Source organism: Streptosporangium oxazolinicum (assembly GCF_039537505.1).
GTDB lineage: Bacteria > Actinomycetota > Actinomycetes > Streptosporangiales > Streptosporangiaceae > Streptosporangium > Streptosporangium oxazolinicum.
On record NZ_BAABAQ010000006.1, the window covers coordinates 348,295 to 367,356 of the forward strand.

The window sequence follows — 19,062 nt, forward strand, 5'->3', positions numbered from 1 at the left end:
CAGCGGATAGGCTGGGAGGTCGAGTCGCAGACCTGTAGCGCAGAGGCTGGCCAATCACGTGTTCGAGACGCTTTCCGACCGGCTGACATCGGTCTTCTCCTCCCTTCGATCCAAGGGTCGGCTGTCCGACGCCGACATCGACGCGACCTGCCGCGAGATCCGCATCGCGCTTCTCGAGGCGGACGTCGCGCTGCCCGTGGTCAAGGCGTTCGTCGCCCAGGTCAAGGAGCGCGCTCGCGGCGTCGAGGTCTCCCAGGCGCTGAACCCGGCGCAGCAGGTCGTGAAGATCGTCAATGACGAGCTCATCGAGATCCTCGGCGGCGAGACCCGGCGGCTTCGCTACGCGAAGAACCCGCCGACCGTCGTCATGCTCGCGGGCCTGCAGGGCGCGGGCAAGACGACCCTGGCCGGCAAGCTCGCCCGCTGGCTGCGGGAGCAGAACCACACGCCACTGCTGGTCGCCGCCGACCTCCAGCGGCCCAACGCCGTCCAGCAGCTCTCGGTCGTGGCCGAGCGCGCGGGCGTCGCGGTCTACGCGCCCGAGCCGGGCAACGGCGTCGGCGACCCGGTCGCGGTGGCCCGCCAGTCGATCGACCACGCCAAGCGGCAGCAGCACGACATCGTCATCATCGACACCGCGGGCCGCCTGGGCATCGACCAGGAGCTGATGCGGCAGGCGGCCGACATCCGCGACGCGGTCTCGCCCGACGAGGTCCTGTTCGTCGTCGACGCCATGATCGGCCAGGACGCCGTCTCCACGGCCCAGGCCTTCATGGAGGGCGTGGGCTTCGACGGCGTCGTGCTGACCAAGCTCGACGGCGACGCCCGAGGCGGCGCCGCCCTGTCGGTCCGGCACATCACCGGCAGGCCGATCATGTTCGCCTCCACCGGTGAGAAGCTCGAAGACTTCGACGCCTTCCACCCCGACCGGATGGCGTCGCGCATCCTCGACATGGGTGACATCCTCACCCTGATCGAGCAGGCCCAGAAGACCTTCGACGAGGCCGAGGCCGCCAAGATGGCGAGCAAGCTCACCTCGGGCGAGGGCTTCACCCTGGAGGACTTCCTCGAGCAGATGATGATGGTCCAGAAGATGGGCCCCATCAAGAACCTGCTCGGGATGATGCCCGGCATGGGGCAGATGCGCGAGCAGCTCAACCAGGTCGACGACCGCGACCTCGACCGCGTCGCCGCCATCATCCGCTCGATGACCCCCGCCGAGCGCCAGAACCCGAAGATGATCGACGGCTCCCGCCGGGCCCGCATCGCCAGGGGCTCCGGCGTGTCGGTGACCGAGGTGAGCGGCCTGGTCACCCGCTTCTTCGACGCCCAGAAGATGATGAAGCGGATGGCCGGCGGCATGGGCATCCCCGGCATGCCCGGCGGGCGCAAGGGCGGCAAGGCCGCGCAGAAGAAGGCGGCCAAGGGACGCAGGGTGAGCGGTGACCCGCGCAAGGCGGCGCTCGGCAAGGCCCCCGGCAAGACCGACGAGCCCGCGACCCCCGCGGGCAACGGCCTTCTCGGCAAGCTGGGCTCCCGGCAGCAGCTGCCGCCGGGCCTGGAGCTGCCGCCGGGCTTCGACCCCTCGAAGTTCAAGCTCCCCGGCCAGAAATGAGCGACGACGGGTTCCACACGCGGGCGAGGTGGATCTGGGTGATCATCGTCGTGGGATTCATCCTCGTCGCCGTGCTCGAACTCCTCGGGGTGCGCCCCAAGTAGTGCTCCCATCCGTACGGTGACGAGTGCAGCGTGAGCGGCAGGGGCGCCAGGAACGACGGCCGGGGCGACGTGGACGGCGCGGACGGCGCGGACACCGGCCGGACGGGCGCCTCCGGCGGGGCCGGGAGCCCCAGCGGGACCGGGATCACCGGCGAGACGGGTGTTCCCGGTGAGACCGCGGCTCCTCGTGGGAACGGCGCCCCGGGTACGGCCTCCGGCATGACGGGATTCCCGGACCACGCGGACGCTCCGAGCGGGCCGGGGAGGACCGGTGTCCCCAGCCGCGCGGCGGCCCGGGGCAGGGCCGGTGTCAGGGGCGGAACGAGTGTCCCGGGGCGTACGAAGGTCCCGGGCTGTTCCGGCGATCCCCAGGGGGCCTGGGGATGCCCGGGGGCGTGATCGTCATGACCGGTCCCGATCCCGGGGTTCCCGAAGGTCCTCGGGGTCCCGGTGGTCCCGGTGGTCCCGGTGGTTCGGGGGGTCTGGGGAGTCCCGGTGATCCCGAGGAGCCCGGGAAGTCCGGGGAGCCCTGAGGTTCCCGAGGTTGCTCCGAGGGGTCCGGCGGGGGACGAGATGGGCGCCGGGGACACGTCGGCCTGACCCGCCGGGGTCGTCGCCCTGATGGCCAGCACCGCGCCCAGCACGATGACGGAGCCGGTCGCGGTCAGCAGCAGAGATCTGAGGGTGGTTGCCACGGCGGCCATTTAGCGCACCAGGCCGGCCCGCCGGGGGTCCCGGACACACGGGGATTACCGAGATTTGCCCTCCGGCCGCCGTACCGGATGGCCTCGGGTTGGCCGGGCACTCCCGCACGTCTGGCACAATGACATGTTGGAACATCGTGACACGTGGTTGCCCTCTCACTCCCGCGTGCCATGCCTGTCCCTCGAACGGTCCTCTCCTCGTGCCCCACTCGATGAGACGCCGCTCACCCACGCTCTAATGCAGGAGAGACCACACCAGTGGCAGTCAAGATCAAGCTCAAGCGGCTCGGCATGATCCGCAACCCGCAGTACCGCATCGTCATCGCCGACAGCCGCACCAAGCGTGACGGCCGGGCGATCGAGGAGATCGGCCTGTACCACCCGAAGGAGAACCCCTCGCGCATCGAGGTCGACTCCGACAGGGCGGCCTACTGGCTGGGTGTCGGCGCGCAGCCGACCGAGCCCGTGCTCAAGCTCCTCAAGCTCACCGGCGACTGGCAGAAGTTCAAGGGCGAGCCGGCTCCGGCTCCGCTCCTGGTCGCCGAGCCCAAGGCCGACCGTCACGCCGCCTACGAGGCCGCGGCCAAGGAGGCGCTCTCCCTGGAGGCCGCCACCACGCCGAAGAAGTCGACCCGCAAGGCGGCTCCCAAGGCTGAAGAGGCTCCCAAGGCCGAAGAGGCCGCCGCCGAGACCCCGGCTGAGCCCACCGCGGCCGCCGAGGAGAAGCCGGAAGGCGAGGCCTGAGGTGCTCGAGGAGGCCCTCGAGCACCTGGTGAAGGGCATCGTCGAGCATCCTGACGACGTCCAGGTTCACGCTCGCCGCATCCGCAGCGGGCGTGTGCTTGAGGTCCGGGTCCACCCCGAGGACCTCGGTAAGGTCATCGGTCGCGGCGGCCGTACGGCCAAGGCGCTTCGCACGGTCGTGAACGCCCTCGGCGACGGCAAGTACGTCCGGGTCGATCTGCTCGACCTGAACGAGGCCCGCTAGCCGACGAGACGCGTCCATCGAGCGAACGGGCCACCCGCCCAGTGTGGGTGGCCCGTCTGCTTTCCCTAGACTTTCCCTAGTCACCCTTACGTGAGGAGGCGGGCGTGCAGCTCGTCGTAGGCCGGATCGGCCGCCCGCACGGGCTCCGCGGGGACGTGTCCGTGGAGGTGCGCACCGACGAGCCGGACAGGCGCTTCGCCCCGGGCACCGCCCTGGCCACCGACCCCGCGTCGACCGGCCCGCTGGTCGTCGAGTCCCGCCGCTGGCACTCCGGGATCCTGCTGGTCAGGTTCGAGGGCGTGACCGGCCGCGACCGAGCCGAGGAGCTCCGCGGCACCATGCTCGTCATCGACTCGGACGACATCCCGCCCTCCGACGACCCCGACGAGTTCTACGACCACCAGCTCATCGGCCTCACCGTGGTCAAACCCGACGGCGAGGCGGTGGGAGAGGTGTCCGACGTGCTCCACCACGGCCAGGACCTGCTCGTGGTACGGCGCGGGAAGAGCGCCGGGGCCACCGAGGTCTACGTGCCGTTCGTCAAGGCGCTCGTCCCGGAGGTCGACCTCGTCAAGGGCGTCCTCGTCGTGGACGGTCCCGCCGGACTGCTCGACCCGGACGAGATCGTCTGACATGCGCGTCGACGTCATCTCCATCTTCCCCGAGTACTTCGCCCCCCTCGACGTCTCCCTCATCGGCAAGGCCCGCGAGCGCGGCATCCTCGACGTACGCCTCCACCAGCTCCGCGACCACGCCCACGACGTGCACCGCACCGTGGACGACACCCCCTACGGAGGCGGTCCCGGCATGGTCATGAAGCCGGGCCCCTGGGGGGAGGCCATCGACGCGGTGCTCGCCTCCGGCCCGGCCGAACCCCCGAGGATGATCGTGCCGACCCCCAGCGGCGTGCCGTTCACCCAGAGGCTCGCGATGGAGTACGCCGCCGAGCCGTGGCTGCTGTTCACCCCGGCCCGCTACGAGGGCATCGACTCCCGGGTGATGGCCGAGTACGGCGCCCGCATGCGCGTGGACGAGGTCAGCGTCGGCGACTACGTGCTCGCCGGGGGCGAGGTGGCGGTGCTGGTGATGATCGAGGCCGTCGGGCGGCTGCTGCCGGGCGTGCTCGGCAACGTCAACTCGGCCGTGGACGACTCCTTCGCGCCCGGCGCGATGGAGAACCTCCTCGAGGGCCCCGTCTACACCAAGCCGCCCGAGTGGCGTGGGCACGAGGTGCCGGAGATCCTTCTCTCCGGGCACCACGGGAAGATCGCCCGGTGGCGCCGGGACCAGGCGCTGCGCCGTACCGCGAGGAACCGGCCGGAGCTGCTGGCGGCGCTCGACCCGGAGAGCCTGGACAAGCACGACAGGCGGGCCCTGGCGGAGCCGGATCTCCCCGAGACGGGTCCCGCGGGCTCCACCGGTCCGGCCGCCCTGACCGGTTGATTTCCGGTCGGTCGGAGAAATATGGCAGACTGAAGCGTTGCCGCCGACTGCCCATCCGGTCCCCAGACCGGTCTCATCGCGGTCGGCTCCGAGACATAGTCCACTTCAGCACGCGTGTCCATCGCGATGCCGCTCCCTCGCGGCCGGATGGACCTCCGTGTGCGCTCGTAAATGAGGTCCAACTGCCATGCACACGCTGATCAGCGAGCTTGAGAAGTCCTCGCTCCGCACCGACGTCCCGGACTTCCGGCCCGGTGACACGCTTGAGGTCCACGTCAGGGTCATCGAGGGCAGCCGGTCCCGTGTCCAGGTCTTCAAGGGCTTCGTCCTGCGCCGCCAGGGCGGTGGCTCCCGTGAGACCTTCACCGTCCGCAAGGTCAGCTACAGCGTCGGCGTCGAGCGGACCTTCCCGGTGCACAGCCCGGTCATCGAGAAGATCACTCTCGTGACCCGTGGCGACGTCCGCCGCGCCAAGCTCTACTACATGCGTGACCTGCGCGGCAAGGCCGCTCGCATCCGCGAGAAGCGCGACGCCCGCTAGGCGCGTCAGCGTCCGCCGACCTGGCCCGTGCCCCCTTCACCGGGGAGCGGGCCAGTCGCATGTAAGGAGGTTTGACCTCCTATGGCAATACGCATGGCTATGCGGTACCCCGTCACTCGACCACTTGGTACCGCCCATCATCTAGGCTCGTCAGCGATGACTAGCGAAGACCGGGAGTACGGCGCAGTCTCGCGTCGACCTGTCGAGGACGAGGTGGACGTGGTCGCCGAAGACACTCAGAAGAGCGCCGAGGACGGTAAGGCCAAGAAGAAGGGCTCCTTCTGGAAGGAGTTGCCCGTCCTGGTCGTCGTGGCGTTGGTGCTCGCCCTCATAATCAAGACCTTCGTGATCCAGGCGTTCTACATTCCCTCGGAGTCGATGGAGAACACCCTCCTCACGAACGACCGTGTCCTGGTCAACAAGCTCGTCTACCGCGTCCGCGACATCGAGCGCGGTGACGTGGTGGTCTTCTCCGGGGTCGACTCCTGGGACCCCGAGATCGATCTTGAGGAGCCGCCCAACCCGGTCGCGGGATTCTTCCGCTGGGTCGGCACCGCCTTCGGTGTGGTTCCCGGCGAGAAGGACTACATCAAGCGGGTCATCGGTGTCGCCGGTGACACCGTGAAGTGCTGTGACGCCCAGGGCCGGGTGACGGTCAACGGGGTCGCCCTCGACGAGAGCTACCTCTACCCCGGTGACGTGCCGTCCCAGAGTTTCTTCGAGGCCAAGGTCAATCCGGGGCGCCTGTGGGTGATGGGCGACCACCGGCTGGTCTCCCTCGACTCCCGTTCCCACCTCGGCGACCCCGGTGGCGGGACGATCCCGGTGGACAAGGTGATCGGCCGGGCCTTCGTGATCGTGTGGCCGTTCTCCAGGGCCACGACCCTTCCCATTCCCGACATCTTCGGCCAGCCGGCCCTCAAGGCCGCCGCGGCCGTGGGAGGGGCGGCTCCGCTCCTCGCGGGCTTCGCGGGAGCCGTGCCGCTGGTGCTGTGGCGTCGTCGTTGGCTTTCGAGGCGGTAGCCGGATCCCATGACCGTTGAACCCGAGGTTGAGAAGAAAGAGAAGCGCGGCAAGGGTGGTGGCCTGCGCGAGTCACTGTTCCTGCTGGTGTGCGGGGTGGTGGTGGCGATGCTGTTGCAGGCTTTCGTCTTCCAGTCGTTCTGGATCCCGTCGGAGTCGATGCAGAACACCCTTCTGGTGGGTGACCGGGTGGTCGTCAACAAGCTGCACGGCGACTCCGAGCGCGGCGACATCGTGGTTTTCAGGGGCTGGAACAACGAGGACACCATCAAGCGGGTGATCGCCGTCGGCGGTGACACGGTGAAGTGCTGCGACGCCAAGAAGCGGATCACGGTCAACGGGGTGCCGCTCGAAGAGAGCTCCTACCTCTTCTCCGAAGACTTCCCCTCGGGGGAGTCGTTCGAGAAGGTCGTTCCCCAGGGGCGGCTGTGGGTCATGGGCGATCACCGCACCGCCTCCGCCGACTCGCGGGCCCACGAGGAGAGGCTGGGGGAGGGGTCGATTCCCGAGAGCGACGTCATCGGCCGGGCCGTCGCGATCTACTGGCCGTTCTCCAGGGCCACGGTCCTTTCCCGGCCGGAGAGCTTCCTCAAGGTGAGATAGCGGTACCGAATGCCCCAGAGGAGGCGTACTCTCTGGTCATGGTCGTTCTGTCACCCGTGGTGCCATGACGGTTGCGTTTCGCCCCAGACCCAGCGTGGTCCGGCGGGATTCGGGACTGTACGGCTACGAGCGGGCTCTCAGCCGCCGCGGGCTCGGTCCCGTGGCGGGGGTCGACGAGGCCGGTCGGGGCGCCTGCGCCGGGCCGCTGGTGGTCGCCGCCGTGGTGCTGGGCGGCCGGATCGACGGCTTGGACGACTCCAAGCTGCTGACGGCCTCCCGGCGCGAGTCGCTGTACGAGCGGATCACGGCGACCGCGGAGGCGGTGAGCGTGGTGGTGATCCCGCCGGGTGAGATCGACACCCGAGGTCTCCACAGATCCAACATCGGAGGAATGCGCAGGGCGGTGGCGCGACTACCCTGTCACCCCGGCTACGTTCTGACCGATGGGTTCCCCGTTCCCGGTCTGCCCGCTCCGTCACTGGGCGTGTGGAAGGGAGATCAGGTCGCGGCCTGCATCGCCGCGGCCTCGATCGTGGCCAAGGTGACGCGGGACGAGATGATGGTGGCACTGCACGAACGCCATCCCCGGTACGGATTCGCCGTGCACAAGGGGTATGGCACCGCCGGCCATCGCAGGGCTCTCAGCGCCTACGGCCCGTGTCCGGACCACCGCTTCTCGTTCTCGACGGTGGCGCGGTCAGGAGCGGGCGAGGTGATGGGTGAGAATGAAGTGGGGGCCGGTGCCGTCTGATCGGGCGGGCCGGGGTGGGCGTTTAACAGGAGGACCGGTATGAGCGCAGAGGATCTCGAAAAGTACGAAACCGAGATGGAGCTGCAGCTTTACCGTGAGTACCGCGACGTTGTCGGCCTTTTCACCTATGTCGTGGAGACCGAGCGGCGCTTCTATCTCACCAATTCCGTCGATCTTGACGTGCGCACCGCCGAGAACGGCGACGTGTTCTTCGACGTGAAGATGCAGGACGCCTGGGTCTGGGACATGTACCGCCCGGCAAGGTTCGTCAAGAACGTCCGGGTGGTGACCTTCAAGGACGTGAACGTCGAGGAGCTCGCCAAGCCCGACCTGGAGATGCCCAAGGAGGGCTTCTCCTCCTGAGCCGCGCGTCCTGAACCGCGCGGTCCTGAACGCTGAGCCTGGTTTGCTTGTCCTGAGCGCTGGGCCGCCGTGCCTGAGCCGCTGTCCTGAGCGCTGAGCCTGAGCCGCTGTCCTGAGCGGCTTTGAGAGCATCGTTCGAGGGGGCCGGGGTCACGGAGGGCCCCGGGGCGGGGTCGAACGGTTCGAGGCGCTGTGGCGCGGCTGGGGGTCGCGAGAGGTTATCCACAGGCGTGCGTCGAGCTCGGCCGGATTTCCACAGAACCGCGTTCGGTTTCTCGGTGGCGCGATGAGCTGAGCGAAGGTCTGGAACCGGAGGTGGTTCCATGGCCGCGAAGGATGAGCTCGGCAGGCACGGCGAACAGATCGCCGTCGACTATCTGCTCGCACACGACCTGCAGATCCTGGATCGCAACTGGCGATGCCCGGACGGGGAGATCGACATCGTCGCCCGGGAGGGGCGCACGCTCGTCGCGGTGGAGGTGAAGACCCGTTCGGGCCGCAGTCACGGCACCGCCTTCGAGGCGGTCACCGACGCGAAGATCGCCCGGCTGCGCAGGCTCGCGGCCGGCTGGCTCGCCGAGCGTCAAGACCGATTCGACGCGGTCCGCGTCGACGTCGTCGCCCTGGAGCGGTTCGCCGGGGATTTCGTCGTCCGCCACGAGCGGGGGGTGTGCTGATGTCTCCCATGTCTCTCAGCCTGTCGACGTCTCCAGGGTCTCCAGGATCTCCCGGGTTTCCCGGCCTGTCGTGGATCGTTCGCTCCCCGTGGGGGGTGGGGTGAGTGGCCGTCGCACGCACGCGCTGCGTCGCCCTGGTCGGGGTGACCGGCCGTCTCGTCGAGGTCGAGGCCGATATCGGCAGCGGGGTGGCGGGCCTCCACCTCATCGGCATGCTCGACACCGCGCTGAGCGAGGCCCGCGACCGGGTGCGCTCCGCCCTGGTCAACAGCCGCTACGCCTGGCCCGACTCCCGGATCACGGTCAGCCTGTTCCCCGCCAGCCTGCCCAAACGCGGGAGCCTGTTCGACGTCGCGATCGCCATGGCCCTGCTCGCGGCGGCAGGGTTCGTGCCCGCCGCCAGGGTCGCCGAGCCGTTCTTCCTGGGCGAGCTGGGCCTGGACGGCTCGGTCAGGCCGGTGCGAGGCGTGCTCCCCGCCGTGCTGGCGGCCGTCGCGGCCGGTGCCCGCACCGTCGTCGTCCCGGCCCGTAACGCCGCCGAGGCCGGTCTCGTGCCGGGGGTGACCGTGGTTCCGGCGACCACGCTGGGCGCGCTGGTGAGCTGGCTGCGGAATGACGAACCGATGGGAGGTCTCCCGCCCGGTGCCGGGAAGCCGGGTGCCGGAGGGGCCGGTTTCGGAGAGCCCGGTTTCGAAGGATCCGGTTCAGGGGGAGCAGGAGGAGCCGATGCCGGAGGGACAGGTCACGGAGGGGCTGAGGCCGGAGATCGCGATTCGGGGGCCGCGTGTCCGCTCCCGCCGGGGCTCCCCGGCGAGGCCGCCCTCGGAGACGCCTGCGATTCCGGTGACGGCCCCGGCGACGCTCCCGATCTGAGGGACGTCGCCGGGCAGCCCCTCGCCCGCCGCGCGCTGGAGATCTGCGCCGCCGGTGGCCACAACCTCTGGATGCTCGGTCCTCCCGGCACGGGAAAGACCATGCTCGCCGAGCGGCTGCCGACCCTGCTCCCCGCCCTGGAGCGGGACCAGGCCCTGGAGGTGACCGCCATCCACTCGGTCGCCGGTGTGCTGCCCAGGGACCGTCCCCTGCTGGTTCGCCCACCGTTCGTGGCGCCCCACCACACCGCGACCGTCGCCTCTGTGATCGGCGGGGGCAGCGGGATGATCCGTCCGGGAGCCGTCTCGCTCGCCCATCGGGGAGTGCTCTTCCTGGACGAGGCCCCCGAGTTCTCGACGACCGTTCTCGACGCGCTCAGGCAGCCGCTCGAATCGGGGCGGGTGACGGTCTCCAGGGCGCTGGCGTCGGTGACCTTCCCCGCCAGGTTCGCGCTGGTGCTGGCGGCCAACAGGTGCCCGTGCGCGCGGCCCTCCACCCCGGACGACCCGTGCGCGTGCGCTCCCGCGGCCCGCCGACGCTATCTCGCCAGGCTCTCCGGCCCGCTGCTCGACCGGGTGGACGTCAAGGTCGGCCTGTTCCGTTCGACGCGGCGCGAACTCCTCGCCGACCGCCGGTTCATCGAGTCGAGCCGAGTGGTGGCCGAGCGGGTGCTGTTCGCGCGTGAGCGGGCCGCCAAGCGGTTCGCGAACAGGCCGTGGCGGTGCAACGCGGAGGTGCCCGCCCGCGCCCTCCACACCGAATACCGGCCGCCGCAGGCGGCGATGTCACCCCTGCTCGGGCATCTCGACAGCGGCCGGCTGAGCGCCCGGGGCCTCGACCGGATCCTCAAGCTGGCCTGGACACTGGCCGATCTCGCGGGCAAGGACCGGCCGGAGCTCCACGAGACCAACTCCGCGCTCGGTCTCTGGCTGGGGGAGGAGCGATGAGCGACAGACTGGCACGGCTCACCCTGATGCGCCTGGCCGAGCCGGGTGACGCCGTGATGGGCGCCCTCGTGACCCTGCGCGGTCCCGAGGCCGCCGTCGCCCTGGTCCGGCGGGGCGCCGCGGACGCGGAGCTCACCCGATGGTTCGCCGACGCCCATGGCCGCCCGGCCGGAACCCCCGGCCCACCGGTTGGAGACTCCGGCCCACCGACAGGGGGTCCCGGTCCGCGTGGACCGAGTCCGGAGCCGCCGGGCGGAGGGTTCGGCTCACACGGCGGACGCCTCTCTTCGCGTGACGGAGGCTGGGGCCCGTGTGAGGGAGGCGAGGACCCTCGTGACGTAGGCCCGGAGCCGAGAGCCGGGGGCCGGGGCCCGCGTGACGGGGGCCCGGAGCCGGGAGACCTGGGGTCGAGAGACGGGGCGTCCGGCTCATCCGGGGACCGGCCCTTCCCTCGCGACGGCTCGGGGGCGGCGCGGCGCGAGAGATCAAGCGTTCCCGGCGGCCGGTCCGACAGCGGTCGGCCCGGTAGTGGCGGGGCCGGAGCGGATGGCAGAGCGGGTGACGGCTCGGGGGCCGCGCGGGACGGGCGGCTCGGGGCCAGGCTCGACCGGATGGTCGCCTCCTGGGCGGCCCGGCTCAGGACGGCCGACCCCGAGCGCGACCTGGCCGAGGGAGAGCGGATAGGGGCCAGGCTGGTGATTCCCGGCGATCCCGAATGGCCGACCCAACTGGATGACCTGGGAGACTCCCGGCCCTACGCTCTCTGGCTCCACGGTGACGCCGACCTGCGGTTCTCCTGTCTCAGATCCGTCGCGATCGTCGGCTCCCGAGCCGCCACGCCATACGGCGCGCACGTGGCGGCGGAGCTCGGGGCCGGGCTGAGCGAGAGGGGGTGGGGTGTCGTCTCCGGCGGCGCCTACGGCATCGACGGGGCTGCCCACCGGGGTGCCCTCACCGGTGAGGGGCCGACCGTCGCCGTGCTCGCCTGCGGCGCCGACGTCGCCTACCCCAGCTCGCACCAGCAGCTGTTCGCCGCCATCCGGGCGCGGGGGGTGCTGGTCAGCGAGTGCCCCATGGGCGCGCACCCGACCCGGCCGAGGTTCCTCGTCAGAAATCGCCTCATCGCGGCCCTGTCCAGGGGCACCGTGGTCGTCGAGGCGGCCGTGCGCAGCGGAGCGCTCAACACCGCCGGGCACGCGATCGCGCTCAACCGTCATCTGGCCGCGATACCGGGCCCGGTGACCTCGGAGTTCTCGGCGGGGTGCCATCGGCTGATCCGCCAGGGCAAGGCCATCTGCGTCACCGGCCCCGAGGAGGTGATCGAGCTCGCCGGATCGCTGGGCACCGACCTGGCCCCGGAGTCGCGCGGCCCGGTGCTTCCCCGCGACCGGCTCGACCCGGAGAGCCGGAAGGTTGTCGAGGCCATGCCCACCCGGATCGGTGTGGGCCCCGCGACGATAGCCGTCGCCGCGGGCGTTGACCTGGAGACCGTGCTCGCCTGCCTCGGTGGTCTGGCCGCCGCGGGCTACGTCGAACGCGTCTCCCGTGGCTGGCGCCTCCGCCCCGACCGCCCTCCCGGCGGATAGCTCTTTCTCGGCCCGTTCTCGGGTGTGGGCCACAGCGGGAGAAGGCGGACCTGGCCGTGGCCGAGGAGGAGCAAGGGGTCGAGATAGGCGCGGTCGCGGAGCAGGCCCCAGTGCAGGCAGGCGGTGGGGCAGTGCCCCGGGACGTCCTGGAGGGTGCCGATCACCTCGCCGGTGGCCACCGCCTGCCCGCGCCGTACCGAGGGCTGGACCGGCAGGTAGGTCGTCCGCAGGCCGCCGGGGTGGAGCACGGTCACCACGCTCCGGTCCGCGAGTGGACCGGCGTAGCCGACCGTTCCCGCTCCGGCGGCGCGCACCTTGGCTCCTGGGGACACGGAGAGGTCGGTGCCCCGGTGACCGGCCAGCCACGGCTGCGGCGGTGGTGCGAAGCCCCTGAGCACCCGTGGCCGCCCGGCGAGCGGCCACTCCCAGGGAGGGGATTCCCCGGAGGCGGGTTCTCGGGAAGGGGCGTGCGCCCCAGCCGGGCGCGTCGTCCCAGCCGGGCGCGTCGTCTCCGCCGGGTGCGTCGCGCCAGTCTGGCGTGTCGTCCCCGCCGGGCCGTGCGCAGCCGTGAGGACGGTCGCGGGGGTAGTCACGGGAGATGCCACGCCGTACGCGCCGTATGCGCGGCCGGTTACCCCGGTGGGGTGCGCTGGGGCGGTCGCGCGATGGGCACCCGTCGCCGGTGTGGCCAGGACCAGTGAGCACAACAGGGCTCGCAGCCCCACGGTGTGGACGGACTTCATGGCCGGTAAGCATGAAGACCCGTGACGCGTCAAGTATGAGCCGAACGAGATTCTGTGGACAGGCGGCTGGGGTATGGCCAAGGGGCGCGGGGTTGTGGATAGGCAACCGGGGTGTGGCCAAGGGGTGGAGGGTGTGGCCAAGGGGCGCGGGATGTGAACAGGTAGCCGGGGTGTGGCCAAGAGGCGGAGGGCGTGGCCAAGAAGCGCGGGATGTGGACAGGTAGCCGGGATGTGGCCAAGGGACGCGGCATGTGGTCAAGGAGCGGAGGGGTGGCCGAGGATGAGGGGAAGGGGGAGCCCAGGACGTCGGGTGAGCGGGGATCACGTGGTCGAAGAGCGTATTCGCGAGCTGGCCACGGAGGTGGGCGTCGAGTTGCCGCCGGTGCGGGTGAGCGGGGACGATCCGGTGCTGCCCTCCGTCTTCCACGTGGGCACCGCCGCCGCCATCGCGGTCGGGGCCGCCACCGCGGCGGCCGCGGCGCTCAGGGGAGGCGGGAGCCGGGCCGCGGTGGACGTGCGGGAGGCGGCGATCTCCTTCCTGGACGAGCGCCACTTCAGGATCGACGGAGCCGCCGTGGACCTGTGGGCTCCCCTCTCCGGCGACTACCGCACCGCCGACGGCTGGGTCCGGCTGCACTGCAACTTCGACCATCACCGTGACGCGGCCCTCGCGGGGCTGGGACTGTCCGCCGATACGGGCAGGGACGCCGTCGAACGCGCCTGCGCGGGCCGTACCGCCGTCGAGGTCGAGGGGGCGGTGACGGCCGCGGGAGGATGCGCCGCGGCCATGCGCGACCGCGCCGGGTGGCGTGAGCACCCGCAGTCACGGGCGGTCGCCGGGTCGCCGCTCGTCCACCTGACCCGGCTCGGCGCCCCCGGCGGTGTGAGGGACCTCGGCAGCGTGAGGGACCCCGGCGGTGGGGGGACCGGCGCTCCGAAAGGCGGGGGAGGACGGGCGCTCGACGGGGTGCGGGTGCTCGACCTGACCAGGGTGATCGCCGGGCCGGTGGCGACCCGCACACTGGCCGCCCACGGGGCCCAGGTGCTCAGGGTGGGCGCCGGACACCTTCCCGAGGTGCCGGGGCTGGTGATCGGCACCGCGTTCGGCAAGCGGTCCTGTCATCTCGACCTGAGGACTCCGGCCGGGATCTCGGCGCTACACGACCTGGTGGCGGGGGCCGACGTGTTCGTGCAGTCCTACCGGCCGGGGGCTCTCGAAGCGCTGGGGTTCGGTCCCCGGAGGCTGGCGGAGATCAGGCCGGGCATCGTGTGCGTCGACATCTCGGCGTACGGGGGGGCGGGGGCCGTGGGCGGGCAGGCGCGGGTTCGACAGCCTGGTGCAGATGGTGTGCGGCATCGCCCATGAGGGCGGCGACGGGTCGCGGCCGCACCCGTTGCCCGCCCAGATCCTCGACCACGCCACCGGCTACCTGGCGGCCTTCGGCGCGATGGCCGCCCTGCTCCGCCGGTCCGTCGAGGGGGGATCCTGGCGGGTGGAGCTCTCCCTGGCCGGGACCGCGCGATGGCTGGACGGCCTCGGCAGGGTCGCCGGGGCGGCCGCACCGGAGCCCGACGTCACCGGCATGATCGAGGAGATGGACAGCGCCTTCGGCCGTCTCACCTACCTTCGGCCGCCGGGCACCGTCGACGGTGTGCCGCCGTACTGGTCGAGCCCGCCTCCGGAGAGGGGCGAGCACCCGCCCGCCTGGTGGTGAGGCCGTTCCCGGTCTCCCGGCAAGGCGCTTCCGGGAACGGTCTTCCGGAAGGCCCTTCCGGGAAAAACCTCGGGAACGGCCTCCCGGAGACCTCTCGGGGACGATCTCCCGGAAAGGGCCTCACATGGATGGCCTCGACGTGAGCGTGCCCGTGGCGTGGGTGCAGCCAATGGGCCGGGGGCGGTCCGCCGCGGGGTCATCGGATCCGGCAGGCCCGGGGAGTGGTGCTGCGGGGTCATCGGGTCCGGGAGGTGGGGGAGCGGCGCAGGGGTGAGAGCCAGATCCACGCGATCGAGGTCAGGACCCCCGCCGCGGAGATCCAGAACACCGGGCGCAGCCCGAGCACCTCACCGGCCAGGCCGCCCGCGAGACCGCCGAGGGTGAGGACGCCCTGGATCATGAAGGACTGGGTGGCGTTGACCCGGCCGCGCAGTTCGGCGGGGGTCTCGCGCAGGGTGATGGCGCCCATGCAGACGGAGAAGGCCACGACGGCCACGCCGGAGGCCACCGCGCTGGCGGCGAGGAGGAGGAAGCTGCGCCACACCGGTCCTGAGGCGAGCGCGGCGATCACGAAGTCGACGGGGAAGAGCAGCACGGAGCAGGCCAGTATCCGGTTCTCGCCGTACCGGCCGGTCAGGCGCGGGACGACGGCCGCGCCGAGCAGGCCGCCGACGCCGAAGCAGGCGGTGATGGCGCCGACCAGCCCCGCGGGCAGGCCGACCACGTTGAGCGCGTAGATCACGAACAGTGCCATGTAGACGCTGCCGAAGAAGTTGATCGTGATCCCGGCGCCGCAGAGCGCGCGGAGCGCCGGGTGTCCGGCCACCGTGCCCAGGCCCTCGCGGATCTCGGTCCACATGCCGCGCGGGGGAGCGGGCGTGTGGTTCTCCGGCGCCCTGATCGACCTGATCAGGAACGCCGAGGCCAGGAACGACACCGCGTCGACCAGGATCGCGAACGGTGCCGTGATCAGCTGGACGAGCAGTCCGGCGAGGCCCGGACCGGCGACGGTCGCCACGGCGAAGGCCGACTGGAAGCCCGCGAGGGCCTCGGTCCGCTGGCTGTCGTGGACCACGATGGCCAGGTGCGGGAAGTTGACCGCCCGGAAGATCACCGAGCAGGTGCCGACGACGAACGCCACCGCGATCAGCCACGGCACGCTGAGCAGTCCGGTGATCCAGGCCGCCGGGATCGTGGCCATGGCGACGGCCGAGACCGTGTCGCAGGCGACCATGACCGGCCGGTGCCGCCTCAGCCGGTCGGCGAGGGCACCCGCCTGGAGCCCGATCAGCAGATAGGGCAGCGAGGTCGCGGCGGTGAGCACGCCCATCTGGACCGGGGACGCGCCGAGCAGGACGGCGGCGGTCAGCGGCACCGCGAGCCGGGAGACCTCGGTGCCGGTCTCGGTGACGGCGCGGGCGGAGAGCAGGAGCCGGTAGTCGCGCTGCTTCCTGAGCGGCACCGGCCTGCTCGCGGGAACCTCGGGGGGCACAGGGGGCGCGGAGGTCGGGAAGGTCACGGCGATCCGTCCCTTCCCGGCTTCCGAAAATTCTGAAGGGAATGCTTCATAACTATGAAGATAACCCTTCATAGTTATGAAGGCAATGCTTCACACATGGAGTGGGTACGGTCTGCACATGACCGAGGCACCGATGCGCAAGGCCCTCACCGACCCCACGGCGATGCGCGCGCTGGCGCACCCCGCGCGGCTCGCGATCCTGAACCGGCTCCAGGCCGAGGGGCCCTGCACCGCGACCGAGGTCGCCGAGGTCGTCGGGGTCACGCCCAGCGCGGCCAGTTACCACCTGCGCATGCTCGCCAAGTACGGCTTCGTCGAGGACGCGCCCGCGCGCGGTGACGGCAGGGAGCGGCTCTGGCGCTCCAGCGCCGTGGGTCTCAGCGTCAGCCCCGACCCGGACGACGGCCCGGACGTGCGCGGAGCCAAGGAGTTCCTGATCAAGGCGTTACGGGAGCAGGCGGCCGAAGAGGTGGACAGGGCGATGGCGAACCTCGAACGGGAGCCACGGGAGTGGCGCGAGGCCGCGCTGTTCAACCGTGCCGTCCTGCTGGTCGACGCCGAGGAGCTGAAGGCGCTGAACGAGCGGATCGACGAGCTGCTCGCCCCCTACAAGACCACCGTCAGGGACCGGGAGGACGCCCCGCCCGGAGCCCGGGTCTCCGAGGCGCAGGTCAGTCTCTTCCCCCGCGCCAGGCGCCGGCCGCACGGCCTTCCACGCGACGCGTAAGGGGCGCTTGACGGGCGAAGGTCGGGAAGCGGCGCGGTTGCGGGTACACTTTTGGTGGCCTGTGAGTCATGGGCCGACTTCGCATGCCCCGTCAAGAACCGGGGTCCCTCGGTCCGGGCGAGAGCCCGGCTGGATCCGGTTCGGGGCATCAGGGCGACAGCCGCAGGCTGTCGCGTCCAACCGAGAACAGCGCCCAGAGATGGGCGCCCCGATCTGGAGGACGATCAATGTCCACCCCCGTCGTCACCATGCGACAGCTGCTGGAAAGCGGCGTGCACTTCGGCCACCAGACCCGTCGCTGGAACCCGAAGATGAAGCGCTTCATCTTCACCGAGCGCAACGGCATCTACATCATCGACCTCCAGAAGTCGCTGGCCTTCATCGACAGGGCCTACGACTTCGTCAAGGAGACCGTCGCGCACGGCGGCACGATCATGTTCATCGGCACGAAGAAGCAGGCCCAGGAGGCGATCGCCGAGCAGGCGGCCCGCGTCGGCATGCCGTACGTCAACCAGCGCTGGCTGGGTGGCATGCTCACCAACTTCTCCACCGTGCACAAGAGGCTCCAGCGCCTGAAGGAGCTGGAGGAGCTCGACTTCGACAACGTGGCCGCCTCGGGGCTCACGAAGAAGGAGCTCCTCATGCGCCGCCGCGAGAAGGAGAAGCTGGAGCGCACCCTCGGCGGCATCCGGGACATGTCCCGGATCCCGAGCGCCGTGTGGGTCGTCGACACCAAGAAGGAGCACATCGGGATCAGCGAGGCTCGCAAGCTTCACATCCCGGTCGTGGCCATCCTCGACACCAACTGCGACCCCGACGAGGTCGACTATCCGATCCCGGGTAACGACGACGCCATCCGCGCCGTCGGCCTGCTGACCCGCGTCGTCGCCGACGCCGTCGCCGCCGGTCTCATGGCCCGCGCCGGAGCCAACCGCGGCGGGGACGACAAGCCGGCCGTCGCCGGTGGCGCCGAGCCGCTGGCCGAGTGGGAGCAGGAGCTGCTCGCGGGCAGCGCCGACAGCGCCCCGGCCGCCGAGGCCGAGGCCGCGGAGGCCCCTGCCGAGACCGCCGAGACCGCCGAGGTCGCGGACGCTCCCGCCGAGACCGCCGAGGCCGAGTCCACCGAGAAGACCGAGAAGCAGGCCTAGGTCACTTTCGTACGGCCCCTGCCGTACGACCCGCAAGACCCTTCCGGGTGGGTGCCGCTCAGTCGGGGGCACCCACCCGATCCACGACGATTCCCACGAGGAAAAGACAATGGCTTCCGTGAACATGGCCGACGTCAAGCGGCTTCGTGAGCTGACCGCCGCCGGCATGATGGACTGCAAGAAGGCGCTGGAGGCGTCCGAGGGCGACTTCGACCGCGCGGTCGAGATCCTCCGCCTCAAGGGCGCCAAGGACGTCGGCAAGCGTGAGGCCCGTACCGCCTCCAACGGCCTGGTCGCCCTGAAGCAGGACGGCGACTCCGCCGCCGCGCTGCTGGAGCTCAACTGCGAGACCGACTTCGTCGCCAAGGGCGAGCGCTTCCAGGAGCTCGCGGGCCAGGTGGTCGACCACATCCTGGCCACCAAGCCGTCCGACGTGCCCGCGCTGCTCGACTCCGAGTTCGACGGCAAGAGCGTCAAGACGCACCTCGACGAGGCCAACGCCGCGCTCGGTGAGAAGATCGAGATCCGCAGGTTCGCCGTGCTCGAGGGTGGCTTCATCGGCGCCTACATGCACAAGACCGACCCCCAGCTTCCCCCGGCGGTCGGCGTGCTCGTGCAGCTCGACTCCCCGAACGCCGACGTCGCCAAGGACATCGCGCAGCACGCCGCCGCGATGGCCCCCAAGTACCTCAGCCCCGCCGAGGTCCCGGCCGACGTCATCGAGAAGGAGCGCGCGCTCTTCGAGGAGATGACCCGCGAGGAGGGCAAGCCCGAGGCCGCCATCGGCAAGATCGTCGATGGCCGGATCAACGGCTGGTACAAGGACTTCACCCTCCTTGAGCAGTCCTTCGTCAAGGACAACAAGAAGTCGGTCGCGAAGTTCGCGGACGAGAATGGTGTCAAGGTCCAGGCTTTCGTCCGCTTCAAGGTCGGCCAGGCCTAATTCCTGACATCCGCTCTTCAAGCAGAGCATCAAACGAGGAGGCCGCCGC

The 19,062-nt window shown here is 70.8% G+C and carries 18 protein-coding genes and 1 pseudogene; 17 read left to right on the plus strand and 2 right to left on the minus strand.

The window, feature by feature from the left end; translation table 11 throughout:
- Window positions 1–58: 58 nt before the first annotated feature.
- The 13 genes from ffh to dprA all read left to right on the plus strand — a co-directional run bounded on the left by ffh (window position 59) and on the right by dprA (window position 12,218).
- Window positions 59–1,615 (plus strand): signal recognition particle protein, encoded by a 1,557-nt coding sequence (ffh, locus tag ABD817_RS19075; protein WP_344919319.1) that lies wholly within the window; start codon window positions 59–61, stop codon window positions 1,613–1,615.
- A gap of 1,066 nt (window positions 1,616–2,681) precedes the next feature.
- Window positions 2,682–3,167: a 30S ribosomal protein S16 gene (gene rpsP, locus ABD817_RS19080; RefSeq protein ID WP_344919320.1), complete on the plus strand. Its 486-nt coding sequence runs from the start codon at window positions 2,682–2,684 to the stop codon at window positions 3,165–3,167.
- A 1-nt stretch (window position 3,168) separates the two neighbouring features.
- A complete protein-coding gene (locus tag ABD817_RS19085; RefSeq protein ID WP_329091253.1) occupies window positions 3,169–3,411 on the plus strand; it encodes an RNA-binding protein in 243 nt (80 codons plus the stop codon).
- Between the two features lie 104 nt (window positions 3,412–3,515).
- Window positions 3,516–4,043 (plus strand): ribosome maturation factor RimM, encoded by a 528-nt coding sequence (gene rimM / locus ABD817_RS19090; protein WP_344919321.1) that lies wholly within the window; start codon window positions 3,516–3,518, stop codon window positions 4,041–4,043.
- Window position 4,044: 1 nt separating this feature from the next.
- Window positions 4,045–4,854: a tRNA (guanosine(37)-N1)-methyltransferase TrmD gene (gene trmD, locus ABD817_RS19095; protein ID WP_344919322.1), complete on the plus strand. Its 810-nt coding sequence runs from the start codon at window positions 4,045–4,047 to the stop codon at window positions 4,852–4,854.
- A gap of 187 nt (window positions 4,855–5,041) precedes the next feature.
- On the plus strand, window positions 5,042–5,395 hold the full coding sequence (gene rplS, locus ABD817_RS19100) for a 50S ribosomal protein L19 (RefSeq protein WP_344919323.1): 354 nt from the start codon (window positions 5,042–5,044) through the stop codon (window positions 5,393–5,395).
- 156 nt (window positions 5,396–5,551) lie between these two features.
- Window positions 5,552–6,418, plus strand: a complete 867-nt coding sequence (lepB, locus tag ABD817_RS19105) for a signal peptidase I (protein ID WP_344919324.1) — start codon at window positions 5,552–5,554, stop codon at window positions 6,416–6,418.
- Between the two features lie 9 nt (window positions 6,419–6,427).
- Window positions 6,428–7,021, plus strand: a complete 594-nt coding sequence (lepB, locus tag ABD817_RS19110; protein ID WP_344919326.1) for a signal peptidase I — start codon at window positions 6,428–6,430, stop codon at window positions 7,019–7,021.
- A gap of 64 nt (window positions 7,022–7,085) precedes the next feature.
- Entirely contained in the window at window positions 7,086–7,772 is a 687-nt protein-coding gene (locus ABD817_RS19115) for a ribonuclease HII (RefSeq protein WP_344919327.1), read from the plus strand.
- Window positions 7,773–7,811: 39 nt separating this feature from the next.
- Window positions 7,812–8,135: a DUF2469 domain-containing protein gene (locus ABD817_RS19120; RefSeq protein WP_030511723.1), complete on the plus strand. Its 324-nt coding sequence runs from the start codon at window positions 7,812–7,814 to the stop codon at window positions 8,133–8,135.
- 323 nt (window positions 8,136–8,458) lie between these two features.
- Window positions 8,459–8,812: a YraN family protein gene (locus ABD817_RS19125; RefSeq protein ID WP_344919329.1), complete on the plus strand. Its 354-nt coding sequence runs from the start codon at window positions 8,459–8,461 to the stop codon at window positions 8,810–8,812.
- Window positions 8,813–8,916: 104 nt separating this feature from the next.
- Window positions 8,917–10,632: a YifB family Mg chelatase-like AAA ATPase gene (locus ABD817_RS19130; protein WP_344919330.1), complete on the plus strand. Its 1,716-nt coding sequence runs from the start codon at window positions 8,917–8,919 to the stop codon at window positions 10,630–10,632.
- 611 nt (window positions 10,633–11,243) lie between these two features.
- The gene (gene dprA, locus ABD817_RS19135; protein ID WP_425583387.1) at window positions 11,244–12,218 is read left to right on the plus strand and encodes a DNA-processing protein DprA; all 975 of its coding nucleotides are present in this window, start codon (window positions 11,244–11,246) and stop codon (window positions 12,216–12,218) included.
- Here dprA and ABD817_RS19140 read toward each other — a convergent pair.
- On the minus strand, window positions 12,158–12,616 hold the full coding sequence (locus ABD817_RS19140) for a murein hydrolase activator EnvC family protein (RefSeq protein ID WP_344919331.1): 459 nt from the start codon (window positions 12,614–12,616) through the stop codon (window positions 12,158–12,160). The two genes, dprA and ABD817_RS19140, sit on opposite strands and share 61 nt — an antisense overlap.
- Window positions 12,617–13,748: 1,132 nt before the next feature.
- On the opposite strand from ABD817_RS19140, the pseudogene ABD817_RS19145 reads away from it, so the two are divergent.
- Window positions 13,749–14,676, plus strand: a pseudogene (locus ABD817_RS19145) (CoA transferase).
- A gap of 235 nt (window positions 14,677–14,911) precedes the next feature.
- Here the strand turns inward: ABD817_RS19145 and ABD817_RS19150 are convergent.
- Window positions 14,912–16,195: an MFS transporter gene (locus ABD817_RS19150; protein WP_344919332.1), complete on the minus strand. Its 1,284-nt coding sequence runs from the start codon at window positions 16,193–16,195 to the stop codon at window positions 14,912–14,914.
- A gap of 118 nt (window positions 16,196–16,313) precedes the next feature.
- Between ABD817_RS19150 and ABD817_RS19155 the strand changes: the two genes are divergently transcribed.
- The 3 genes from ABD817_RS19155 to tsf all read left to right on the plus strand — a co-directional run bounded on the left by ABD817_RS19155 (window position 16,314) and on the right by tsf (window position 19,013).
- Complete coding sequence (locus tag ABD817_RS19155; protein WP_344919333.1) at window positions 16,314–16,922, plus strand: ArsR/SmtB family transcription factor; 609 nt, start codon at window positions 16,314–16,316, stop codon at window positions 16,920–16,922.
- A 227-nt stretch (window positions 16,923–17,149) separates the two neighbouring features.
- Entirely contained in the window at window positions 17,150–18,070 is a 921-nt protein-coding gene (rpsB, locus tag ABD817_RS19160) for a 30S ribosomal protein S2 (RefSeq protein WP_344919334.1), read from the plus strand.
- Window positions 18,071–18,179: 109 nt separating this feature from the next.
- Window positions 18,180–19,013 (plus strand): translation elongation factor Ts, encoded by an 834-nt coding sequence (gene tsf, locus ABD817_RS19165; protein WP_344919335.1) that lies wholly within the window; start codon window positions 18,180–18,182, stop codon window positions 19,011–19,013.
- The last annotated feature ends 49 nt before the right edge of the window (window positions 19,014–19,062 follow it).